Genomic DNA, 13,609 nt, shown 5'->3' with positions numbered 1-13,609 from the left:
CCACATAACTTATTACACTGATGATCGAACTCCAAGGTGTGAAACGACCGAAAGAAACACTCGTGGTCGCTCCGGAGGGAGCGTAGCGTGCCGGGTGCCGGTCGGAGCGACTCGCCGACCCTCCAACTCGTCGGCGCAGTCGTCTTCGTGGTCGCACTCGTCGGTGCGGCCCTCTACGGCTGGTCGTTCGGTGGCTCCAGCGGCGACCTGCCGACGATGATCGGTGTCGGTGTCGCGGCCGTCGCGGTCGGCGTGACGATCTACAAGCGACTCTAGCGGTCGAGCAACAGTCGCCGCAGTTCGTCGGGGCCGTCGGCGACGTGGTCGGCGGCCGGCAGATCGGTGTCGGCGTTCGGTCCGTCGCGGTAGCCGACGACCGTCATCCCCGCCCTGTCGGCCGACTCGGTCCCGTTCACCGAGTCCTCGACGGCCACGCAGTCGGCCGGTGCGTGGCCGAGGCGGTCGGCCGCGTGTTCGTAGATGTGCGGTTCGGGTTTGCCGGGCGCGTCGATGTCGTCGGCGCTGACGACCGCGTCGAGTGGATCGAGTCCGAACCGGTCGCGGACGATACCGATCCAGTCCTGTGGCGACGAGGAGACGATGGCGAGTGCCACCTCTCGCTCCCGGAGCGCGTCGAGCACGTCGAGGAAGCCGTCTATCAGTTCGACGCGCTCGCCGTACAGGTCGCTCGCGGCGTCTTCGTAGATACCCTCGAACTCGGCGCGGGAGACCGTCACCGCGTAGTTCTCGGCGAGGTAGTCGTATATCTCGCGGTAGTTCATCCCCGTCACCTCGTCGGTGTGTGGGTACTCGCCCGAGAGCGACCGGGGGAAGATGGTGTCCTCCTCGTACGCCAGCCAGAACTCCTCGGAGTTGACGATCACCCCGTCCATGTCGAAACAGACCGCGTCCATAGCTCTCCGTGAGCGCCACCGGCCAAGTAGCTTCGCACGAGCGTTGAAACCCGAGACCGGGACCACCGTCGCAGGTGAGCGACGACATCCGCATCTTCGCCGGCGAGTGTACGGCGACCTTCACGGGTCGCCGGGAGTACAGCAACCGGGGCCACGTGGTCACGGTCGTCAAACCCGACGACACCGTGCTGGTCCACGACGCCGACGGCTACCAGCCTGCGGCGTGGTTGACGCGACCGACCGACCTGTCCGTGACGACCGACGCGGACGGCTTCCGGATCACGGCCCGCGACGGCGACCAGCGACTCCGGGTCGTCTCCCACCGCGTCTCCGGCACCGGGCAGTTCCCGGCGACACGGGCGGGCGTCCCGGTCGGGGAGTGTCCGGACTGCGGCGGCGCGCTGATCCGGGCAGACGGGTCGGTCACCTGTCTCGACTGCGAGGACGACTTCCCGCTCCCGCCGGGCGCGACCGTCACCGACCGGCGCTGTCGCGACTGTGGCCTCCCCCGCCTCCGCGTCGAACGCGGCCGCGTCTTCGACGTCTGTCTCGACTACGCCTGCGACTCGCTGGACGACCACGTCCGGGAGACGTTCGACCGCGAGTGGGACTGTCCGGACTGTGGGAGCGACCTCCGCATCAAGCGCACCCGGACCCTGCTGGCCGGGTGTGAGGCGTACCCCGACTGCGACACCGCGTTCTCGCTCCCGGCGGGCGTGATCGTCGGGACCTGTGCCTGCGGCCTCCCGGTGTTCGAGACGGCCAGTGGCCGGCGCTGTCTCGACGGCACCTGCGAGCGATACGACGAACGGGCCGAGAGCGGCGGCGACGACCCGACGGACGGGGCCGAAGACGGGCGTGACCGGCCGGAGGCTGACCGCGCGGACGAAGACGACGACAACGGACCGGGCGTCTCGGGGCTCTCCGGACCGTAGCCCCTATGCCCGCCGGCGCGCGTCGGTGAGGCATGGACGGCCATCTGGAGAACGGCGTGGTTCGACTCGGCGGCAACGCCCGCCAGCAGTTCCACGACTCGCGGGGGTACGGCAGACCGCTGTCGGGCAACGAGATCGAACTCTCCCGTGTCGAGGCGGCGCACCTCCTATTTCGCGGGGACCTCGATTCGGTCGACGGGCTGGACTTCCGCGACTTCTTCGTCGCCTCGACGCGCGCCCGCGACCGGTTCGGCCTCCGGTTTCTCGTCTACGCCGACCTCCGTGAACGCGGCTTCTACCTCTCGCCGGCCGACAACGAGTGGCCCGGTCCCGCCGACCCCGACGCCGACTTCGTGGTCTACCCGCGCGGGAAGACCGCGGACGACGGCGTGGTCGAACACCGGGTCCGCGTCGTCGGTGAACGCGAGTCGGTCGCGGCCGAGGCGCTGGCGGGCTACGTCCTCGCGGTGGTCGACGAGGAGAGTGAACTCACCTACCTCGACGCGACGACGCCGGACCTGCCGGGCGGCACCGACTACGACCCGCCCGCGAGTCTCGACGGTCTGCTGGTCGACGACCGCGTACTGGTCTGGGACGCGCCGGCCGACCTGTACGAACACGGCTTCTACGGGCAACCGCTGGCCGGCCGCGAGACGGACGAACCGGCCGCGATCCAACTCTCGCTGGTCGAGGCCGCCTCGCTGGTCGCCGACGAGGTACTGAGGCTGTCCGTGGCCGAGAGTGGCGACACCAGCGAGAAGCCACGGGACGACACCAGCGAGGGGCCGCAGGACGACTACGCGGCCATTCTGGCTCGGGGGCGGGCCGTCGAAGGCGAGCGGTTCGACCGCCGACTGCGGGTGTACCGCCGGCTTCGCGGGGACGGACTCGTGCCGAAGACCGGCTACAAGTTCGGGGCGGACTTCCGGACCTACGCCGAGGTCGAGTCGGTTTCGAACCTCTCACACTCGGAGCATCTGGTGCGCGTGCTGCCGGCGAGCCACCGGTTCGACCCGCGTGAACTGGCGCTGGACGTGCGACTGGCCGGCGGCGTCAGAAAGCAGATGGTGTTCGCGCTGGTCGACGACGGGATCGAGTGGCTGTCGGTCGGGCGTGTGACTCCCTGAGTTCGGTCACAGACGAGGCGCGACGAGCGCCCCGGGTCCGACACGACGGACCAACCGCTCACGAGTACGGCAAAACGGGGAGAACGACCGGCTTACGCGATCAGCAGGTCTTCGCCCTTCTCGACGACGATGCGGCACGGCGGCGAGATCTTGTTGTAGGCCCGGCGGAGCGCGTCCTTCACGGTGTCGGCGTCCTCGGGGTTGCAGTAGGCGGTGAAGATGGTCTCGCCGCGCTGGACGCGGGCGGCGGTGCCGACGACCTTCCCGAAGGACTGTCGCATCCCGTCGGAGACACGGTCTGCACCCGCGCCGGTCGCCTGCTTGTTCTCCCGGATGACGTGGTGCGGGAACTTCCGCAGGACCATCTTGTAGTTCTCCTGGCCCACGTGCTTCAGCAGGCGGCGGTTGGCCGACAGCCGCGAGGACTCGAGCGAGCCGTGTCGAAGCTGACACTCCTCTTCGACCACGAGGCTGATGTGCACCGGGTAGTCGTCGGGACCCGTCTGGAGGTTCCCCATGTTGTGCTGGGCGATCTTCGAACCGGGGATGCCGGTGATGTACTCGCGTCGGGTGTACGCGGGGTTCGTGATCTCCCGGTACATCGAGGCAGGCTTGTCTGACATGGTTAGTTGCCGGAGGTTCGGCCCGCCGCTCCAATAAGTACTTCGAAGCACACCGGCTCTCCCGCCTCCGTGTGGAGGTTTCACACCCCGACGTCACGACCGCGGCGGTCGCTCTCGATGACAGGGGGACGACCGGCGCAAAAAACGGCGCGAGTGTGACCGGCTTACGCGGAGACGAACTCGGCCATGTCGAGCATCCGGTTCGAGAAGCCGTACTCGTTGTCGTACCACGTCAGAATCTTCACGAGGCCGTCTTCGAGGCTCATCGTGGACTGCAGGTCGACGTAACTGGAGAAGGGCAGGCCGAGGATGTCACGCGAGACGATCTCGTCGTCGGTGTAGCCCAGCACGCCGGCCAGGGGGCCGTCGTTCGCGGCGTCGCGGAACGCCTCGTTGATCTCCTCGACGGTCACGTCCTCCTCGAGGTCGACCGTCAGGTCGGTGACGGAGCCGTTGACGGTCGGGACGCGGATCGCCATCCCGTCGAGTTTGCCCTGCAGTTGCGGCAGGACCTCGGTCGCGGCGACGGCCGCGCCGGTGCTGGTCGGGACGATGTTCTCGGCGGCCGCGCGCCCGCGTCGGGTCTTCGAGGCCGGGCCGTCGATGAGTGCCTGCGACCCGGTGTACGAGTGGACCGTCGTCAGCAGGCCGGAGTCGATGCCGAACTCCTCGTCGAGCACTTTCACGACCGGCGTCACGCTGTTGGTCGTACAGGAGGCGTTCGACACCACGTCCTCGCCCTCGTAGTCCTCGTTGTTGACGCCGTAGACGATCTGTTTGACCTCCTTCTCGCCTTTCGGCGGGGCGGAGATGATGACCTTGTCCGCGCCGCCGTCGAGGTGTGCGCTGGCCTCGTCGTAGGTGCGGAAGATGCCGGTACACTCCAGTGCCACGTCCACGTCGAGTTCGTCCCACGGCAGTTCTGCGGGCGACTGCTCGTTGTACAGCGGGACCGAGGTCCCGCCGACCGTCAGGTGGCCGTCTTCGAGTTCGACGCCGTCGAACCGGCCCATCACCGAGTCGTACTTGGCGAGGTAGGCCATGTCGTCGTCGTCCATCACGTCGTTGATGCCGACGAGCGCGACGTTCGGGGTCTCCAGTACCGCGCGGAAGACGTTCCGCCCGATGCGACCGAAGCCGTTCAGTCCGATCCGGACGACCTCGTCCTCGCTCACGTCACTCCCTGCTTCGAGATACGAGCGTTCACTCATATTCGAGTTGTCCACTCCCACCGTCTTAAATCTCGGTGGAACCGTGTTTCGGTCGCTCCCGCCCCTCTGTCCGGCGATTTCGGCAGTTCTGCGTGAACGTTCCGGCAGAATACCGACCGAGTACGTATCGACTGCCGACAGCATACCTCCAGCCGAAACGGTGGCGTTTCTGTTGGTGACCACTATAGAGCACTCTAGAGTCCCACTGCGGGCTGTTTCGCCACGACCGCGACGACCGGCGAGGTCGCTCACTGGAGGTAGTTTTCGAGTCGAAGGGAAGGGGTTCGACGACCGACGTCGGTCGCCCACGAACAGGCGAGCGTCAGTCCACGATGATCTCGGAGTCGGGGTCGACGGGACTGCGATCGGGTTGCATCTCGGCCTGGTAGCGGTCGATCCAGTCGGCGAAACACTCCGGGCAGAGTCGCTGGGCGTCGATCTGTGAGCGATCCACCGTCAGGCGAACCGTCCGCGAGAGCGCGTCGGTGGTCGCGCTCCCGCAGGCGTCACAGGGGTCGTCGTCGCTCACGGGTGCCTCCGGCAGTTCATGTGGACACGTGACGTGCGGGGGTGTAAAGTCGTTTGTGCCGCGTCAGACGACCGTCGTCCGGGTAGCGCGGCCACCAGTCGCGGTCGTCGGCACGGCTCACTTCGTCCGGAAGGCGCGGTCACCCGCGTCGCCGAGACCGGGGACGATGAAGCCGTCGTCGTCGAGGTGGTCGTCGATGGCGACCGTCAGCAGGTCGGCCTGCGGGAACTGCTCGCCGACGCGCAGGAGGCCGTCGGGCGCGGAGACGGCCGAGAGCACGAACAGGTCTTCCGGGTCGGGTTGTTCGTCGGTCACGTGGTCGAGGACGGTACACATCGTCGACCCGGTCGCCAGCATCGGGTCGGCGACGATCACGGTGTCGTCCTCGGTGATCTCCGGCAGTTTCACGTAGTCGATGGTGATCGGGAACTCGCCGTCGTCGTTCATCCCGGCTTCCTCGTCGCGGCCGGCCGAGATGACGCCCTGCTTCGCCCGCGGGAACGCCTTCAGGAGACCCTCGACGAACGGCGTGGCGGCCCGGAGGACGTTGATGATGACCACGTCGTCCAGTCCGCGGACCTGCTCGCCGGTCGTCTCGGCGAGGGGCGTCTCGACCGAGACGTACTCGGTCTCCATCGCGCCGTCGATGATCTCGTAGCCCGCGATCCGGCCGAGTTTGACGAGGCCCTTCCGGAAGGCGACCTGCGCGGTGTTCACGTCCCGAATCTTCGTCAGCGTGTGCTTGGCGAGTGCGTGGGTGACGAGGTACGCTTCGCCGCGATCTTCGATGGCCATACTCGAACCGGCGGCGTGCGACCGTTTAAAACTGTGTGGGACGCTGGCCGCGTGCGAGCGTCTCGCGCTCCCCGGCCGACACCTGTCACCGCGTCACGACGTAGGTGATCGCCATCAGGAGAAGCGCGAGGCCGACGACCCGAACCCACGAGAACGCGACCACGTCGATGAACGACAGCCCCCAGATCACCACCCCGGCGAACACCGACGACAACACGAGGTTCATCACGAACAGCACGCGCGGGTCGCCCTGTGAGTCGGCCATACCGGCGATGCCCCGCGCCGGCACTTAGCTTCTTTGTGATCCGGTCCCACGCTCCGGTGTGCAGTTGCGCAACGACCAGGGCACGGCGGTCGATCCGGTCCCCTTCCTCGTCGTCGGAGCCTCGGCGTTTCTCGTCTGTTTCTCCTTCGGGCCGATCTACCTCGGCGCACTCGGCGTCCCCCTGCGGGAGAGTCTCGTCGTCTCCGGCGTCGTCTGTGTCGGCACGACTGCGCTCGCGTACCACCGACTCGTCCGGCGCGCCCGCCCGGAGATCAGGAGCGAACTGCCTCCCGAAGCACGGCTCAAACAGCTCTTCTACGTCACGCTCCTCCTGACACTGGTGACGATTCTGCTGGCGGTCCCTCTGCTGTTGTGACGCCGGGAGGCTCCGGCTTTTTGACCCCGGCCACCCACCGCCCGGTATGCGCGAGGTGACGGTCGAGCGGTTCGTCCCGGCGACGCCGACAGCAGTCCGCCGGGCGCTCACGCCGACCGCCGTGGTCGAGTACGAGGGGAGTTTCACGGTCCGGGAGACGACCGACACCGAGCACGGGACGCTCGTCACCGCCGGTGCGCGAGGGCTGGAACTCACGCTCCACTTCGAGTCACGCGAGGACGGCTGGTACTACGAACAGGCCGGCGCGGGCGGCCCCTTCGACGCGATGGAGACGTGGCTCTCTGTCGCACCGAAAGACGACGGCTCGGTCGTCACCGCGCGGTCGGCGGTGAGTCTCGGCCTTCCACTCGCTGTCGTCACCGACCGGATCGCGGCGTGGAAACGCCGGGGAGAACTCCGGCGGGCACTGGACGCGCTGGCCGACGACGTGACGTAGCCGCCTGTTCTCACTGGACCGCCGGGGTCGACGCTCGTGCGTGCGGCACGGACGACCGTCCGGGGTTTTATGACCGAAAACACGGCAGATAGTCACATGGGACTGTTCAGCACGGTGAAGGAGACGCTGGCGGCCTCGACGCAGTCCACCGACCGGGGCACGGGGACACAGGAGTCGACGGGGGCCTACTGGTGTCACGACTGCGCGGAGCGCGTTCCGGACTTCGAGGTCGACGGCGAGGCGACGCCGGACTGCCCCGAGTGCGGCGACGCGATGACGTTCGAGCGATCACCCGGGTCGACCGGGTGTGCCTGCTGAGACCGCCGCCGACTCGGTACTGAGACCGCCGCCGACTCGGCAGTCGGGTCGCAGACTACGCCTCGAACTCGTCGCCGTAGCCGGTTCGTGCCGCGTCCTCGCCGGCCCGGTCGATGCCGGCGTCCAGCGACAGGTCGAAGTCGACGACGAGGTCGCCGTCACGGAGCACTGGCTGGAGCAGGGCCTCGCCGTCCTCGGGGCCTGCTTTCCCGCGCAGGCCGACGTGGTGGCCGCCGTCGGCGGTTCGGTAGACCTCCTTCGCGCCCGAGAGTTTCCCGCGTTTCGCGGCCGGTTCGCCCTCGATCTCGACGATGTCCAGCGCGAAGTCGACCGGATCGGCGTTCGAGACGTAGCCGCCGACACCGAAGCCGTCGGCGTACTCGCGGAGGTGCCGGAGGTCCGCCGGGCCGAGACCGCCGGAGACGAACAGGTCCACGTCCTCGAAGCCGTTCACGTCCAGTTCCCAGCGCGTCTCCCTGAGGATGTGCCGGAAGTCGCCCCTGCGGGAACTGGTCGTGTCCAGTCGGATGCTGTCGAGGCGGTCGCCGAGCGTCCGGGCCGCCCGGAGCGCCTCGTCCTTCTCGTCGCTGTAGGTGTCACACAGTGCGACGCGCGGCACGTCCTCGGGCACCGCCTCGTCGAAGGCTTCCCACGCGTCCTCCTGGTTTCCACGACCGAAACAGATCACCAGCGCGTGGGGCATCGTGCCGCCGGCCTCCCGGCCGAGCACGTCTCCGGCCGCGACGTGGGAGAAGCCGTCGAGTCCCGCCAGCAGTGCCGAGCGTTCGACCATGCCAGCGATGGAGGGGTGGACGTGGCGCGCGCCGAAGGAGAGCACCGACGACTCGGGGGCGGCCCGGCGCACGTCGAGTGCGGCGGTGGCGACCCCGCTGGCGTGCGAGAGGAAGCCGAGTAAGGAGGTCTCGTAGCGCGCGAAGTCGAGGTAGTTGCCCTCGATGCGCATCACCGGGCCGCCGTCGAACAGGCGTCCTGCGGGGACGGCGTCCACGTCCACCGGCAGGTCTTCGAGCAGGTGGACGGCGTCTCTCACCCCGGCGAGCAGTTCGTAGTCGCCGTCGGGGAACTGGTCGGCCGTCACCTCGGCGACGACCGTCGGATTCCGGCCGGCGTGCCGGAGGGTGGTCTCCGTCCGCTCGAAGTAGGCGTCGGTGGCACGGCCCGACGCGATGGCGTCCGGCCCGACGATGTCGAAGTCCGTCATCGCTCGCGCTTCGACCGGGACGCTGAAAAAGGTCTCCCGTTCGGTTCCGGTCGTCGAAGAGGATTCGTCTTCGGTCGCGTCGGGGCCGACCGTCACTCCGCCCGGTGGACAGAGTCCAGTTGCCCGACCTCGGGCGCGTTCACGACGGTCACGGTCGTCCCGTCGCGGGTGACGCGGAAGGCGTCACCGAAGGGCCGGTCGTCCGGCACGCGGTAGACGCCGGGGCGGACCTCCTCGCCGCCGAGCATGAGCGTCAGCGTCGTCGTGTAGGCGTCGTGGAACTCCCGTGCGTCGGCGGGGCTGTCCCACTCGGTCCGGAAGACGTAGCCGTACTCGCCCGCGTCGCTCCGGTAGGGGACCACGAGGTCGCCGGCCCACCCGGCCGTGACGCTGGTGTTGTAGTTCAGATCGGAGAACGCGCCGGTGTTCTGTCTGAGGTCGTCCCGGTCGGTGTACCGCTGGTACCAGAACGTGGCGTACAGCGACGCCTCGCCCACCGTGTCGCCGACCGGGTCGCGGTCGAACCGCGACCAGTCGGCCGCCGAACGGTCCGGAATCGTCACCTCGACCGGTCGCTCGTCGGGGTACTTCGCCGGGTGGATCGTCTGCTCGGTGCTCGCGGGCATCTCGTCGTAGACCGCGTTCACGGCGTCCCAGCCGCCCTGCTGGTAGAGCGTGTGGACGAAGTTCGGCCCGTCGCTGTACGGCTGGTAGATCGTCAGGTAGAGTCCGAGGTTCGGCTGGCTGGGGGACTGCTGGCCGTCCCCGTCGCTCCCGCTGCTGTCGTCGGTGCCGCTCTCGGTGTCACCGCTGTCGTCGGAATCCCCGTCACCGCCACCGCCGCCAGACTGTGGAGTCGGCACGCAGTCCCACTCGTCGCCGCACCGCGAGAGGTAGAGTCGCTCGACGTAGCGGGCGTCACCCTCGACGATCCCGTTTCTGGCGAGTTGGGCGTCCTGCGTCTCGAAACTCCCGCCGAGACCGAACTGCTGGTCCTGGAGAGCGTGGACGAGTTCGTGCGCCAGCGTCCCCCGGTCGATGGCCGGCGTCGGCGAGTCGCTGACGATCACGATCTCGTCGCGAGAGGAGGAGTAGAACCCGAGGACGGAGCTGCCGTACAGTTCGCCGAGTTCGTCGTCGGTTCGGCTGTTCTCGCCGACGATCAGCAGGGCTTCCCACACCTGGTCGTTCCAGGCCACGAACTCCTCGTCGTCGCTCGCGCCGAAGTCGAACTCCTCGCGGTACTCGGCCCGCGAGATGACCTCGACCGGGACCGTCTCGGTGAACTCCAGGTCGCGGATCACCTCGATCCGGGCCATCGTCCGGGCGACGAACGCCTCGCGTTCGGCCTCGCTCAGGCCGTCGGACTGGTCGACGTCGATGGACTCGTTGTACCAGTAGCCCGCCTCCCAGCCGAGGCGGTCGGTCGGGGGGTCGTCGGGCCACTGCCAGTCGTCGGGGTCCTGGTACTCCCCGGTCGGCGAGACGTTGGCACAGCCAGCGAGGACCACGAGCAGGGCGAGGAGGAGCGCACGGCGGGTCATGGCAGTACCGTCGTCGTCAGCGAGCAAAAGCGTTGTTCGGGATGCGGTCGTCGTCGCTGGCGGCTCACTCCCTCGGCGTTCCGAAGCGGGTAAACCCCTGCCCCGCACACGGGGAACCATGTCGCTTCGCGTGACGTTCCTCGGAACGAGTGCGGCGGTGCCGACCACCGAGCGTGCCCCCAGCGCCGTCTTCGTCAACCGCGAGGGCGACGACCTGCTGTTCGACTGCGGCGAGGGGACCCAGCGACAGATGATGCGATTCGGCACCGGCTTCGGCGTCTCCCACCTGTTCGTCACGCACCTCCACGGCGATCACGTTCTCGGGATTCCGGGGCTGATCCAGTCGTGGGACTTCACCGACCGCGACGACCCGGTCGCCATCCACTGCCCGCCGAACACGCGCAACCACATCGAGAGTCTGATCCACGCCGGCGGCCACCAGCCGAGCTACCCGGTCCGGATCAACGAGGTTCAGCCCGGCGCGGTCGCGCTCTCGGGCGACGACTACGAGGTGCGCGCGTTCCGGACCGAACACCGCACCCGGTCGCAGGGGTACGTCCTGACGGAGGACGACCGGAAGGGCCGGTTCGACCGCGAGAAAGCAGAACAGGAGTTGGAGATTCCGCCGGGACCGGCCTACGGGAAGCTCCACCGGGGCGAGTCGGTCGAACTGGACGACGGGCGCGTGATCCACCCCGAGCAGGTCGTGGGCGAGCCACGCCCCGGCAGAACGCTGGTCTACACCGGCGACACGCGCCCGTTGTCCAGTACCACCCGGATCGCCGAGAACGCCGACCTGCTGATCCACGACGCGACCTTCGCCAGCGACGAGACCGGTCGCGCCCGGAGTACCGGGCACTCGACCGCCCGCGAGGCCGCCGAGATCGCACGGGACGCGAACGTCCGACAACTGGCGCTGACGCACATCTCCTCGCGGTACGCGGGTGACGCCTCCCGACTCGCCGAGGAGGCTCGCCGCGTCTTCGACGGCGACCTGTTCGTCGCCGACGACGGGCAGAAGGTCGAGGTGCCGTACCCCGACGCCGACGTGCGGTCGACGTAGCGAGTCCCCGACGCCGACGTGCGGTCGACGTAGCGAGTCCCCGACGCCGACGTGCGGTCGACGTAGCGGGTCCCCGACGCTCGATTTTTCCACGAGGACAGCCGGGCAACCTCGCCGTGGAGTATAAATCCAGTCACGCCTTACCACGGTTGTGAACAGCCGGACGACTGCGCTCGGGTCGCTCGTGTTCGGAGTAGACATCCAGAGCGGCGACGTGCGCGGTGATTCCCCCTCCTACGCGCTCGTGATGCTGAACGACGGTGAGATCACCAGAGACGTGGTGACACACCGTAAGCTCCGGCGACTGATCGAGTCCGAGGAGCCGGCGATGGTCGCCACCGACAACATGTACGAACTGGCGGCCGACAAGGACGCGCTGGTCGGCTTCCTCCGGTCGCTCCCGGACACCACGCGACTGGTGCAGGTGACGGGCGCAGAACGCCCCGAACCCCTGTCGCGTGTCGCCAGCAGGCACGGCGTCCCCTACGGAAAGGATCCGATGAAGGAGGCCGAGGCCGCCGCGCGACTCGCGGCTGGCAACGTCGGCCACGAGGTGACCGCCTTCTCGGACACGACCGAGGTGAAGGTCTCTCGGGGCAGATCCACCGGGAAGGGTGGCTGGTCGTCGGACCGCTACACCCGGCGCATCCACGGCAACGTCCGGAAGGAGACGCGAAACGTCGCGTCGAAGCTGGACGAGGCGAATCTGGCGTACGAACAGGACGTGACCGAGAAGTACGGCGGCTACGCGAACGCGGTCTTCACCGTCTCGGCACCGCCGAGCGACATCCCGGTCTCGGACAAGCGCGCCGGCGACGTGCGGGTCGAACTCACCCGCGAGCGCCGGGACGGGATCGAGTTCGAACCGCTCGTCCAGCGCCGCGACCGCGTCATCGTCGGCATCGACCCCGGCACGACCACGGCCGTCGGCCTCGTCGATCTCGACGGCGGCGTACTGGAGACGTTCTCCAGCAGGACTGCCGACAGCGCCGACGTGATCGAGTGGATCATCGAGCGCGGTCGCCCGCTGCTGATCGCGGCGGACGTGACTCCGATGCCGGAGACGGTCGAGAAGTTCCGGCGGTCGTTCGACGCGGCCGGGTGGGCACCCGAGGCGGACCTGCCGGTCGACGAGAAACTCCACCGGACGCGGGACGCGACCTACGAGAACGACCACGAACGCGACGCGCTGGCGGCCGCACTCTACGCCTTCGACGCCCACGAGGACCAGTTCGCCCGGATCACGCGCAAGACGCCCCCGGAGTTCGACCGCGGGGACGTCATCGCGCACGTCCTGAGCGAGGAGTCGTCGGTCGAGGCGGCCCTGCGGGACCTCCGGGACGAGGAGGACGACGAGGAGGAGGAGTCGAGCCACGAACCGCGCGAACTGACCGACGAGGAGAAGCGGATCAAGCGGCTGGAGTCGCAGGTCGAGCGACTGGAGGAGCACGTCGACGAACTGAAGGCCCGACTCTCGGAGAAGGACGAGACCATCGAGGAGTACAAGGAGGAACTCTCCGACGCCCGCCGCGAGGAGCGCCGGGAGGCCCGCGAGCGCCGCGAGGTGAGCCGACTCGAACGCGAGACCGACCGGCTGGAACGCGAGTTGGCCGACGAGACGGAGCGTGCCGACGAACTTGAGTCGAAACTGGAGCGGCTGAAGGCGCTGTGGAAACTCGACCACTCGAACTTCGCGGACGTGGCCGGCGACCGCGACCTCGTACCGGTGAAGGTCGTCGAGCAGTTCACCCGCGACGGGGTGCAGTCGGCCCACGAGCAGTACGGCATCGCGGCCGGCGACGTGGTGTACCTCCGGGACGCCTCCGGTGCGGGCCGGAGCACGGCGGAACTGCTCGCCGAGAAGGAGCCACGCGTCGTCATCCGGGACGGCGGCATCTCGGAGGCGGCCGACGAGGTGCTGTTCGAGAACGACGTGCCCGTGGGACCGGCCGAGGACGTGACGATACAGGAGGTGGACGAACTGGCGGTCGCCCGCGAGAGCGACGTTGCCGGCGTGATCGCCGACTGGGAGGCGCGGGCCGAGGAGCGCCAGAAGGAACAGAAGGCCGAGATGGTCGATCAGATCATCTCCGAACACCGGGCGGACGAAGGGAAGACTGGGTAAGCGTACGATCCGGATTCAAATTCAATTCGTGTCGTCACCGGTGGTCACTCGGCGTATCGTCGGCCCGGTGGAACTCCGCGTGTCGCAGTGGTCCCCGAGCCTCCC

General features: G+C 68.3%; 16 protein-coding genes. 8 read left to right on the top strand and 8 right to left on the bottom strand.

Annotated elements, in window-relative coordinates:
• Positions 1-87: 87 nt before the first annotated feature.
• Complete coding sequence (locus LI337_RS13595) at positions 88-276, top strand: hypothetical protein (RefSeq protein ID WP_227230382.1); 189 nt, start codon at positions 88-90, stop codon at positions 274-276.
• Here LI337_RS13595 and LI337_RS13590 read toward each other — a convergent pair.
• Positions 273-914, bottom strand: coding sequence for an HAD family hydrolase (locus LI337_RS13590; protein WP_227230381.1), 642 nt, complete (start codon positions 912-914; stop codon positions 273-275). The two genes, LI337_RS13595 and LI337_RS13590, sit on opposite strands and share 4 nt — an antisense overlap.
• A gap of 74 nt (positions 915-988) precedes the next feature.
• On the opposite strand from LI337_RS13590, the gene LI337_RS13585 reads away from it, so the two are divergent.
• Together LI337_RS13585 and endA are read left to right on the top strand one after the other, a co-directional pair.
• Positions 989-1,849, top strand: coding sequence for a topoisomerase DNA-binding C4 zinc finger domain-containing protein (locus tag LI337_RS13585; protein ID WP_345777759.1), 861 nt, complete (start codon positions 989-991; stop codon positions 1,847-1,849).
• Positions 1,850-1,881: 32 nt separating this feature from the next.
• Positions 1,882-2,976, top strand: a complete 1,095-nt coding sequence (endA, locus tag LI337_RS13580; RefSeq protein WP_227230380.1) for a tRNA-intron lyase — start codon at positions 1,882-1,884, stop codon at positions 2,974-2,976.
• A 92-nt stretch (positions 2,977-3,068) separates the two neighbouring features.
• Here endA and LI337_RS13575 read toward each other — a convergent pair whose 3' ends face one another.
• From LI337_RS13575 to LI337_RS13555, 5 genes are all read right to left on the bottom strand, one after another.
• Positions 3,069-3,599 carry a 50S ribosomal protein L16 gene (locus LI337_RS13575; protein ID WP_227230379.1) on the bottom strand — a complete coding sequence of 177 codons (531 nt, stop codon included), beginning with the start codon at positions 3,597-3,599 and terminating at the stop codon, positions 3,069-3,071.
• Between the two features lie 164 nt (positions 3,600-3,763).
• Entirely contained in the window at positions 3,764-4,810 is a 1,047-nt protein-coding gene (gap, locus tag LI337_RS13570) for a type I glyceraldehyde-3-phosphate dehydrogenase (protein WP_227230378.1), read from the bottom strand.
• Positions 4,811-5,132: 322 nt separating this feature from the next.
• Positions 5,133-5,354 (bottom strand): DUF7569 family protein, encoded by a 222-nt coding sequence (locus LI337_RS13565; RefSeq protein ID WP_303645281.1) that lies wholly within the window; start codon positions 5,352-5,354, stop codon positions 5,133-5,135.
• A gap of 102 nt (positions 5,355-5,456) precedes the next feature.
• Positions 5,457-6,134: a uracil phosphoribosyltransferase gene (upp, locus tag LI337_RS13560; RefSeq protein WP_227230375.1), complete on the bottom strand. Its 678-nt coding sequence runs from the start codon at positions 6,132-6,134 to the stop codon at positions 5,457-5,459.
• Between the two features lie 85 nt (positions 6,135-6,219).
• Positions 6,220-6,399 carry a DUF8107 family protein gene (locus LI337_RS13555; protein ID WP_227230374.1) on the bottom strand — a complete coding sequence of 60 codons (180 nt, stop codon included), beginning with the start codon at positions 6,397-6,399 and terminating at the stop codon, positions 6,220-6,222.
• A 58-nt stretch (positions 6,400-6,457) separates the two neighbouring features.
• Between LI337_RS13555 and LI337_RS13550 the strand changes: the two genes are divergently transcribed.
• The 3 genes from LI337_RS13550 (at position 6,458) to LI337_RS13540 (ending at position 7,550) form a co-directional block, all read left to right on the top strand.
• On the top strand, positions 6,458-6,775 hold the full coding sequence (locus tag LI337_RS13550) for a hypothetical protein (protein ID WP_227230373.1): 318 nt from the start codon (positions 6,458-6,460) through the stop codon (positions 6,773-6,775).
• A 46-nt stretch (positions 6,776-6,821) separates the two neighbouring features.
• Complete coding sequence (locus LI337_RS13545; RefSeq protein WP_227230372.1) at positions 6,822-7,232, top strand: SRPBCC family protein; 411 nt, start codon at positions 6,822-6,824, stop codon at positions 7,230-7,232.
• 96 nt (positions 7,233-7,328) lie between these two features.
• Positions 7,329-7,550 carry a zinc-ribbon domain-containing protein gene (locus LI337_RS13540; protein ID WP_227230371.1) on the top strand — a complete coding sequence of 74 codons (222 nt, stop codon included), beginning with the start codon at positions 7,329-7,331 and terminating at the stop codon, positions 7,548-7,550.
• 55 nt (positions 7,551-7,605) lie between these two features.
• Here LI337_RS13540 and LI337_RS13535 read toward each other — a convergent pair whose 3' ends face one another.
• Both LI337_RS13535 and LI337_RS13530 read right to left on the bottom strand, forming a co-directional pair.
• On the bottom strand, positions 7,606-8,772 hold the full coding sequence (locus LI337_RS13535) for a nicotinate phosphoribosyltransferase (RefSeq protein WP_227230370.1): 1,167 nt from the start codon (positions 8,770-8,772) through the stop codon (positions 7,606-7,608).
• Between the two features lie 92 nt (positions 8,773-8,864).
• Entirely contained in the window at positions 8,865-10,316 is a 1,452-nt protein-coding gene (locus LI337_RS13530; RefSeq protein WP_227230369.1) for an Hvo_1808 family surface protein, read from the bottom strand.
• A gap of 118 nt (positions 10,317-10,434) precedes the next feature.
• On the opposite strand from LI337_RS13530, the gene rnz reads away from it, so the two are divergent.
• Positions 10,435-11,379 carry a ribonuclease Z gene (rnz, locus tag LI337_RS13525; protein WP_227230368.1) on the top strand — a complete coding sequence of 315 codons (945 nt, stop codon included), beginning with the start codon at positions 10,435-10,437 and terminating at the stop codon, positions 11,377-11,379.
• Between the two features lie 151 nt (positions 11,380-11,530).
• Positions 11,531-13,504 carry a DUF460 domain-containing protein gene (locus LI337_RS13520; protein WP_227230367.1) on the top strand — a complete coding sequence of 658 codons (1,974 nt, stop codon included), beginning with the start codon at positions 11,531-11,533 and terminating at the stop codon, positions 13,502-13,504.
• Positions 13,505-13,609 lie beyond the last annotated feature (105 nt).

This window comes from Salinirubrum litoreum (genome assembly GCF_020567425.1).
Classification (GTDB): domain Archaea; phylum Halobacteriota; class Halobacteria; order Halobacteriales; family Haloferacaceae; genus Salinirubrum; species Salinirubrum litoreum.
The sequence above is the reverse complement of the archived record's forward strand: the minus strand, read 5'-3'. Positions and strand labels throughout refer to the sequence as shown.